Origin of the sequence: Xanthobacter autotrophicus, assembly GCF_029991245.1 — a bacterium.
Classification (GTDB): domain Bacteria; phylum Pseudomonadota; class Alphaproteobacteria; order Rhizobiales; family Xanthobacteraceae; genus Xanthobacter; species Xanthobacter autotrophicus_C.
In genome coordinates, this window is sequence record NZ_JAIVFO010000306.1 from 1 (window position 1) to 1,054 (window position 1,054).

Here is a 1,054-nt window from a genome sequence, read left to right on the forward strand (position 1 = left end):
GTCCCGCCCCAACCTCAAGGTGGCGACCCACGCCCAGGCCCTCTGCCTCACCCTCGATGGCCGGCGGGTGACCGGGGTGACCTATCGGCAGGGCGGCCGCGAGGTGGCTGCCACCGCGCGGGGCGAGGTGCTGCTGGCGGCCGGGGCGGTGCAGTCGCCCCAGCTGCTGGAGCTGTCGGGCATCGGCCATCCGGACACGCTGAAGGCGGCGGGTATTCCGGTGGTGCATGCCCTTGCCGGGGTCGGCAACAATTATCGCGACCATTTCGCCACCCGCATGAACTGGCGGGTGAAGCAGCCGGTGACCCTCAACGAGCAGACCCGCGGCCTCGCCCTCGCCAGGGCTGTGGCGCAGTATTTTCTGACGCGCAAAGGTATTCTCACGCTGGGCACCGGCCTGGCCCATGGTTTCGTGAAGACGCGGCCGGGGCTGGAGGGGCCGGACGTGCAGTATTTCTTCATGCACGCCAGCTACGCCAATGCCGCCGACCGCGCGCTGGACCGCCAGCCGGGCATGACCATCGGCGTCACCCAGTTGCGCCCGCAATCCATCGGCTCCATCCACGTGACCTCGCCGGACCCGTTCAAGGCCCCGGCCATCCGGCCGAATTTCCTTGCGGTGCAGGAGGATCGCGACTGCCTGGTGGAGGGCATGAAGCTCGCCCGGCGCATCATCGAGCAGCCGGCCATGGATCCCTACCGGGCGTTCGAGATGAACCCCGGCCCGGATGTGCGCAGCGACGCCGATTTCCTGGAATTCGCCCGCCGTACCGGCCAGACCATCTACCACCCGGTGGGCACCTGCGCCATGGGCACGGGAGCTGAGGCGGTAGTGGACCCGCGCCTCAAGGTCATCGGCCTTGAGGGCCTGCGCGTGGTGGATGCCTCGGTGATGCCCACCATCGTCTCCGCCAACACGGCGGCGGCGGTGATGATGATCGCCGAAAAGGCCGCCGACATGATCAAGGCCGACGCGCGGTAGGCACAAGGCGCGCCCCGCCCTGCCGCCCCTCTCCCGCTTGCGAGATCTCTGCGAAAGGTCCCTGAGCTGCCG

General features: G+C 69.1%; 1 protein-coding gene. It reads left to right on the forward strand.

The genetic code is table 11. The features are described 5' to 3' along the window. A partial coding sequence (locus K9U41_RS22925; RefSeq protein ID WP_282643144.1) for a GMC family oxidoreductase occupies positions 1-982 on the forward strand: 982 nt, incomplete at its 5' end. Between the last annotated feature and the right edge of the window lie 72 nt (positions 983-1,054).